Source organism: Wolbachia endosymbiont of Drosophila tsacasi, assembly GCF_028982115.1.
GTDB lineage: Bacteria > Pseudomonadota > Alphaproteobacteria > Rickettsiales > Anaplasmataceae > Wolbachia > Wolbachia pipientis_B.
Genome location: NZ_JAPQLJ010000017.1, coordinates 1 through 8,076, shown reverse-complemented (window position 1 = coordinate 8,076; position 8,076 = coordinate 1). Strand labels below are relative to the sequence as shown.

Annotated in this window: 2 protein-coding genes and 3 pseudogenes; 3 read left to right on the top strand and 2 right to left on the bottom strand. The window is 35.2% G+C overall.

Annotated elements, in window-relative coordinates:
- Window positions 1-61: 61 nt before the first annotated feature.
- Both OZD70_RS01025 and OZD70_RS06080 read right to left on the bottom strand, forming a co-directional pair.
- Window positions 62-894: pseudogene (locus tag OZD70_RS01025) on the bottom strand (transposase family protein).
- 78 nt (window positions 895-972) lie between these two features.
- Window positions 973-1,335, bottom strand: a pseudogene (locus OZD70_RS06080) (transposase); the annotation flags it as partial.
- A gap of 309 nt (window positions 1,336-1,644) precedes the next feature.
- On the opposite strand from OZD70_RS06080, the pseudogene OZD70_RS01015 reads away from it, so the two are divergent.
- From OZD70_RS01015 to OZD70_RS01005, 3 genes and pseudogenes are all read left to right on the top strand, one after another.
- Window positions 1,645-2,590: pseudogene (locus OZD70_RS01015) on the top strand (Rpn family recombination-promoting nuclease/putative transposase).
- 108 nt (window positions 2,591-2,698) lie between these two features.
- Complete coding sequence (locus tag OZD70_RS01010) at window positions 2,699-4,288, top strand: cytoplasmic incompatibility factor CifA (protein ID WP_275020182.1); 1,590 nt, start codon at window positions 2,699-2,701, stop codon at window positions 4,286-4,288.
- Window positions 4,289-4,354: 66 nt separating this feature from the next.
- Window positions 4,355-7,843 (top strand): cytoplasmic incompatibility factor CifB, encoded by a 3,489-nt coding sequence (locus OZD70_RS01005; protein ID WP_275020180.1) that lies wholly within the window; start codon window positions 4,355-4,357, stop codon window positions 7,841-7,843.
- The last annotated feature ends 233 nt before the right edge of the window (window positions 7,844-8,076 follow it).

The window sequence follows — 8,076 nt, the reverse complement described above, 5'->3', positions numbered from 1 at the left end:
AGACCTGCTGCGAAAAGGTATATACTAATTTCAGGGTGAATTAGGCTAAAATAGCAGCAGGCTAAAACCCATGCCTCAAATTCACCAAACCTTCAATAATATTAAATCTCATGTTATATTTTTTCTGAAAGTTACGGTAAACGTGCGACAAAATCTTGAATATTTTCAATTCTCGTATCTTATTTTCGACCCTCATCCTAAATGATGCCAACTCTCGGTTGTGCTCCTTTTGCTCCTCAGTTAGTGGCTTCTTTCGGTATTTTTTGTATGGTATCACAACGTTACTTTGCAATTTTTGCCATCCCTGATAGCCAGAATCGGCATGCTTTATACTGTCTGTAGGCAGCAATTTCTCCTGTTTTCTTATCCGAAAATCGTGAATTCTCCCACGGTGAGATCTTGAAACCGATAAAATTTGCCCTCTTTCTTCGATCACAATTTCTGTTTTCATTGTGTGCACTTTTTTCTTGCCAGAGTAACTTTTCTTCCGTTTTCTGCTTTCTTTTGGCTGCTGTATCTGCTGCTCTGTAACATCTGCCAGTATCTTCAAAATCCTCTCTGGCGTTAGGGTTCTGTCCTTTTTTATAGTAATTTTTTTTGCCAACAGTGGTTCCATTTTCTTCAAAAGTCGGCAAATATTCGCATTATGTAAGTTGAAAAGGCAGCCTAAAAATCTGTGGGTTATGTAGGTCCGATAATACAAAATTACGCACAACATTTTATCTTCCAGTGTCGGTAAATTAGCAATTCTTCCGTGGCGCTTTTTCTGTCTTTCAAGCTTTTTCCACTCTGGACGGACTTTTTCCAAGATTTTTCGAATTCTTCTATTTTCAATCCCGTTACATCTCGAAAATTTCTCGGGTGTTTACTTACTTTATGGTAATTCAGACTCATTTTCCCTCACTTTTTATTTCTCTTTTTCATACTTTACCATCTTTTACACTATTTTGCAGCAAGTCTACTGGAATCCATACCACAAGCAGATACATTTAAAAACCTGAATAACTCCTGTATTTTATAGCAGTTTTTATGCTCTTTTATAAAAGAATATTTTACTCCTTTTGGTTGGTCAGGGCTTTTTTTTAAATGTCTCTTTCTCTAGTTACTTTTGCTAATTCTTTCTTTAAATCAAACCTTTCTTTGTCATAAGGTGCTAACTTTCCTTTACCTGGAAATGCATCTGTCCCAGACATTTTCTCATTATATTTTCTTACCCACTTACTTAATAAACATATCCAAATCTCTTGCTATTTTTGCTGATGGTTGACCTGTTTCTTTTACCAGTCTTATAGCTTCTATTTTGAACTCTGTTGTACATTCTCTTCTTTTTGTCATATCATACCTCTTTGAAAAAACGTTCATTTTACTTCAAAAACGTCTTCTCTGCTTTTTCTGGGTAAGGTCACTAAAATAGTAAGTTTTAAAAGTTCACACCTAAAATAGGTGTGTTTGAGACCACCAAACTCATGGCATCCATTTTCTGGTCTTTTAAGGTGCTTTACAGCAGGGTTGATAAAAAGGACGTAAATGAGAATGCTATTCTAAGATGATCTCTGACAGCCGTTTAAAACTTAAAAAAATAAAAAACTTGAACATTCCTTCAGAATTGTGTATAATTATTAATGCTTTTTAGGTTGATTTCTTATGGCTCTTTCAAAGTTCCTTGATCCCAAAAATGATATATCTTTTCGCCGTATCTTTGGTACTGAAAAAAAATAAAGATATTCTTATTCACTTCCTCAATGATATCCTTGGCTTCACTGATAAAAATGAAATAAAGTATATAGAGTTTTTAAGTGCTATTCAAGACCCTGAGATTGCTTCTAAAAAACAAAGTATTGTTGATGTTCTTTGTAGAGATGAAAATGGGCTGCAAGTGATAGTCGAAATGCAGGTCGCTAAAACAAAAGGCTTTGAGAAACGTGCCCAATATTATGCTGCTAAAGCTTACTCAAGTCAAGCAGATCAAGGTGATGATTATCATAACCTCAAGGAAATTATCTTTATAGCTGTTGCTGATTGTATTATTTTTCCAGATAAGGCTGAGTATAAATCTAATCATACTATTCGGGATGAAAATACTAATGAGCATGATTTAAAGGATCTCTACTTCGTATTCATTGAATTACCAAAGTTTACCAAGACTAAAGAAGATCAATTAAAAAATATAGTAGAAAAGTGGTGTTATTTTTTTCGATATGCAGCAGAAACAAGGGAAGAGGACCTAGATAAAATAGTTGGTAGTGATGTAATAATAAAATGAGCTTATGAAGAGATGAATAAGTTTAATTGGTCGGAGGAAGAATTACTAGCATATGAGCAAAGGAAAAAACGTTTAATGGATGAGGTAGCTGCTTTCGCTCAAAAATTTGATGAAGGTGTTAGGGTTGGACACGAAAAAGGCAGACTAGAAGGCATCCTCATCGGTCATCAAAAAGGCAGAGCGGAAGGTAGGGAAGAGGGCGAACAACAGGCTAAAATTGCTGTGGCAAAGAATTCACTTAAGGCGGGTGTTTCTATTGATGTTATTGCTGAAATAACAGGGTTTTCTGTTGATTATATTAAGAAAATTCAAGAAAAGAAGTTTTAGCCATAACGTTTTTTTATTAAACCCTCTATTCTAGTAATTTTAATATTGCAATCCATTCTAATATCTGTACAATACCTTTTTTATATAAATACTTAACAGGCGGGGTTAATGCCAACACAGAAAGAGCTTCGGGCTACGATGTCCAAAAAATTACAGGAAGCTATTAAACATCCAGATCCAACAGTTGCTGCTGGGAGGAAGTCAGCTATCAAGAGATGGGTGGGAGTCCTTCAGGATAACTTTATGGAGCACATAAAATACTTTAAGGGTGATAAGCTGAAGTTCTTGCACAGTGTATTCCGAGCTGAAAGTTCCTGGTCAGGTGTAAGGTTGAATAATGCTGCTTTAGGTCAAAGTTTTACTAAAAAAAAAATAAGGAAAATCGATAATCCACTTCGCAAATATGAGATGGCTTGTAGTTACTGTGTAGTAGATAAAATTCATCCACTCTTTCAAAAAGCATTTAAATCCTACAAAAATGGATTTTCTTCTGATGAACTTGATAGTAGAGGTAATCCTATAACTGATGAGTACATACGAAACTCGCTTTTGGGTGGCATTCGAAGGAAAGGTCCTCTATTTGATTTCTGGATCGATAGAGAATCTGGGGAATTAAAGCAGTATGATGCAGTAGAAGGTTTTGACAGTGCTGTAAAACTTAAGTGGAGTGAAGGGGTAGAGTATTTTTATAATCATTTAAAAGAAGAAGATAAGGAAAAGAAGCTTACAGAAGCTATTCTTGCTCTTTCTCGTCCTCAATCTGTTGAGAAAGACGCTCCTATTTTAGATTTTTGTGTAAGGAATATAGGTGATAAAGATACTCTTTTACAGAAATTGCTGCAGAAAGATAAGGGAGTATATTCCATTCTTGCTGAATTAATAGAGTCATGTTTTTTTGATACGGTTCATGATTTGGTACAGTGCTGGTGTTATAAAGGCGTTTCAGAACGTGGAGATCATTCAGAGAAAATATTCTCACAAGATGAGTATGACCTCCTCCTTTACTCACTTTCAAATGTAATGTTGAAAAATCCTGAGTCAAGTGTTCAAGCTAGATCTCTTGTTATGAAGATTTGGAAATGTGAACGCTTTACTGAATACAGAGAGACCTCTGTTAATACTTCTAATTATACAGTTCCTATAAAGAGTGTACTTGGGGGATTAATTATTAATTGGAAACGAGGAGATGTTTGTAAGCCCAATAGGAAAGGAGAGAAAGAAGAAATATTAGATATGGCATCATTTGCTAGAAGTTACTTTTCTGAAGAGTTTGAATTTTTTAAAGAAGATGTTTGTAAGCTCAATAGGAAAATAGAGAAAGAAGAAATATTAGATATAATATCATTTGCTAAAAGTTGCTTTCCTGAAAAGTTTGAACTTTTTAAAGAAGTCATGGTAGAAAACCTTAGATTATGTGGTAGAGAAAGAATGGAAGAAGGTATAAACTACGATGATTTGGCGAAAGAATTGTTTTCTGAGTTAAAGAAAACAACTTTACCTCCTGGAGGTGATGGCCCTAGGTATGATTTACGGACACGATCTAAAGCTCATGGCAGTAAGAGAACAACTTTGCCAGTTAAAGCTTGTGGCAGTAAGAGAACAACTTTGCCAATTGATGATAGTCCGCAGTCTGAGCTTGGAACTCCTAGTGTAAGTGGTGTTTCTTCTTATAAGAAAAAAAAGCATCTTTACGCTTAGTGGTAATAAGTAATCCACTTATGAACTCTTGGTATTTTTGGTCGTAGTAAATAAAGGGTATTTTGTATGAGTAATGGTGATGGGCTTATTAGGAATTTAGTGGATGGAGATCTTGATGGTTTTAGACAAGAGTTTGAATCCTTTTTAAATCAATGTCCATCTTTCTTGTATCATGTAGGTACAGGACGTTTCCTTCCTGTATTCTTTTTTAGTATGTTTGCTACTGCTCATGATGCAGGCATTTTGAATACAGATGAGAAAGTCTATTTTCGTTTTGATAATCATGGTATTGATACAAGTGGTAGAAATAGAAATACAGGAAACCTAAAAGTTGTTGTTTTAACTCGTAATCGTGACGGACAGCAAGTTGTCAGGTGTTACAGCATTTCTGATCGTTCTAATAGTGGTGGGTTAAGATTTAGTAAAAGGGAGAAAGATTCTCTAGTACAAAAAATTATACAGCAAAATCAAGGTTTAAGGAAAGAAGACCTAAGTTTTGAGCAGTACAAAGTATGTATGCATGGGAAAGGCAGGAGTCAGGGAGAGGCAATTGCAACAGTATTCGAGATGATTCGTGAAAAAGATTCTCAAGGTAGAAATAGATTTGCTGAATATTCAGCGTCTGAGATTAGCCTTCTGAGGCATATAGAACGCAATAGGCTTAGGGAGATTAATGTGCTTGCGCCAAGCAGTGTGTTGAAAGTTAAGGAAATAGAAAGTATACGACTCGATCAAGATCAGATCGTACAGCTTGGTCATTTGGTCAATTTTGTGCAAGTTGGACCAAGTCAGCAAGGGATTTTCAATTTTATGGAAGTGCTAGCAAGTAACCAAAGAATAAATGTAGAACGTGGAATAAATGAAGGAATTTTGCCATACATAACTCGAATCTATCGTAATTACCTAGGCAGCCTACAAAATGACATTCAAAATCGCAGTCAAAAGTTTGAGAGTTACGGGTTTTTATTAGCTTTCTTAGCAAATTTTAGTCATCGCTACACAATAGGCATCGATCTTGACTTATCTCCTAGAAACTCACATGTTGCTTTTCTTGTACGTCATCAAGAAGAAAGAGGAAATGTTCCTATTGTCATTAATATTGCTACAGGAGCAACATTGTCCAGTACCGCATTAGACTGTGCCAGAGGTCACGCTAAAAGATTATATGTTTCTTCATTTATACCTACCACATCAGAGCATACTGTTTGTGTTGGATTAAATTTTGATTTAAATCGAATTCCTTTTAGGGTTGATACGGTAGGGCTTCAACAGGATAGATTTCCTTTAGTACAAAGATTATTTGAGTGTTTGGAGAATGAAGGAATTAGAGAAAATATTAGAGATTTCTTACTTCAACATCTTCTTGCTAAAATACCAAGAAATGCAGAGAATTATAACAGAATATTTGATTGTATAACTGGTTTTACTTTTGGGAGTAGTGCTTTTGCTAGAGAGTATTTAGAGCTGGAAGAAGGAGAAGATCGAGTACGTGTAAGAAAGTATATATTTAGATACGGTGATGGAGATTTAAGAAGACATACTTTAACTATGGTCTTTTATGCTCAGGGTCATAATATAGTTACACTTCATATTAGAGCTCACGATGCGCAACAGCAAGAAGCTATCGATTTACAAGCTCTTAATGTTAATAGAAATAATGTTCATATATGGGAAGTTTCATGCACACTTAATGACCAATTTGAGCTAGATATTGATCAACCAAATGACCTTGGTTTATATCACGATTACCAAAATAATAATGCAAATAATTTTCTTGCTGGTGATCTTATACAAGTGCCTAATGTTGAAAATGTACATGGTATTTCAGAAAGGGTTATGAACGATGGCTGGAAAAATGTAGGTCAGCATAGAGAACTATTTCAAGAGATCTCTGGAATATTGATGCCACTTAGGGACGCAATAAATGTTAATAGTGAGGATAAGTTTCGTTCTATACTACATGGTACATTTTATGCTAGTGATAATCCTTATAAAGTGCTTGCTATGTATAAAGTTGGTCAAACATATAGTTTGAAAAGGGGGCGGGAAGAAGAAGGAGAAAGGGTAATACTCACAAGAATTACAGAACAGACATTAGACATTTTATTATTAAGACAACCTACAGAGAATGATCTAGATACTCATCCAATTGGATATATATTAAGATTTGCTGGTAATGTAGAAGAAGTAGCACAAAAGGAGAATAACGCAAAAGATCGAATAAAAGAACTTATGAACAAGCAAAGAGGATATTTGCTTATTACTTCTGGAAATGAGGTGGTTTTATTTCCTCTTATATTTAATGCAGGTGCAGGGAGAGTAGAAGGTCTGATATCTATTCCAGAAGGAATAGGAAGAGAAGAGTATGTACATAAACTTGATCGTGGTGGTCGTGACTTAAGATCAGGAGGACTAGTGGTCCCTGAAAGTGTTATTGATGAAAATCCACCAGAGGGTCTATTATCAGATCAGACTCGTGAAAATTTAATAAATTATATTCGAGAAAATCCCGGACGGAACCAGACTTTACTGTTTGATCTAGGTGATAGTCGATGTGTTAGTATTACTACCTTCGAAGGTAGTAGACAACAATTCCTAGAAATACTAAGGTCAAGAATAATGGGAGGTGATAATGCCATTCCTATAGCACAAGGAATAAGAAGACAAATAAGAGATATTCTTGGAAATCAAGGGATAGAAGTAAATGATCTACTTACACTAGAATTTGCAACGAGAAATGGACTTTATGATTACTGGCTTCAACAAATTGATATAGCTCATGCTGGAAGATTGCAATATCAGCTTCGTACTGAAGGTAATCACACTTTTGAAGCAGCTAATTTGGCAAGGAATGACGGTAACGAGCACATTGTTAGAGTATTAAATCAATTTAGGGAAAACGAAGAACAACAGCGTTTAACTTTAATCATTACTTTAAATAACACTCATTGGGTTACACTAGTGATTGAACGTCAAAATGGGAACTATGTTGGGTACTATGCTGATTCAACTGCTACTGCTGTTCCAGGTGGTATTACCGATATCATTCAAAATAACTTAGGAAATAATATCAGGATTAATAATGTTTCTGTTCGTCAGCAAACAGATGGTTGGAATTGTGGTTTATGGGCATTAGAAAATGCTAAGGATATTAATCGAGTCCTAAATGAAAATCCTGGAGAACAAGTTCAGAATATTGTAAATATTATGCGTGACTTTCTCGAAAGAAACTACCCAAACAGAGATAGAAATTACTTTCAGAACATAAGAGTGGGCATTTCACAATTATTCAGGAATGATCCGGGATTTCAAGATGTGCAATTGCAAGCATACATTCAAAATAGAGAACAAATTGATCCATTATTACGTACTTATCTAGAATTAAGATATCACAGAGTGGGAGAAGGGTGTGGACCAGTAGAAGCACCTATATCGCTTAGTGTTAGTGATTCCAGTAATTTTGGTGGCCTGCCACAGTCGAGCTTAGAAAGTCCTGAAGCTAGTGTGTTTCTGACCTTAGCAAAGGTAAAGGCGGTAGGTAGAAGTAATCGGTAGATGAAAGGAGTGTAACAAAAACCTTATGCATCAAGTAGAGATTGTGAGCAAATTTAAAGAAGTTAAGGTGGGTAACCTGTTTTTTTCTACTTGTAGCAATGTTTCAAAAAGTATATGTGTCGAGTTGGGTAAAGTTGAAGGAGGTTCTTAAATGAACAGCTATTAATTTAGTAGTATACAACATTAATAAATTTAAATAATGCAACCATTTCCAGCAACCAAAACCAGCAAGC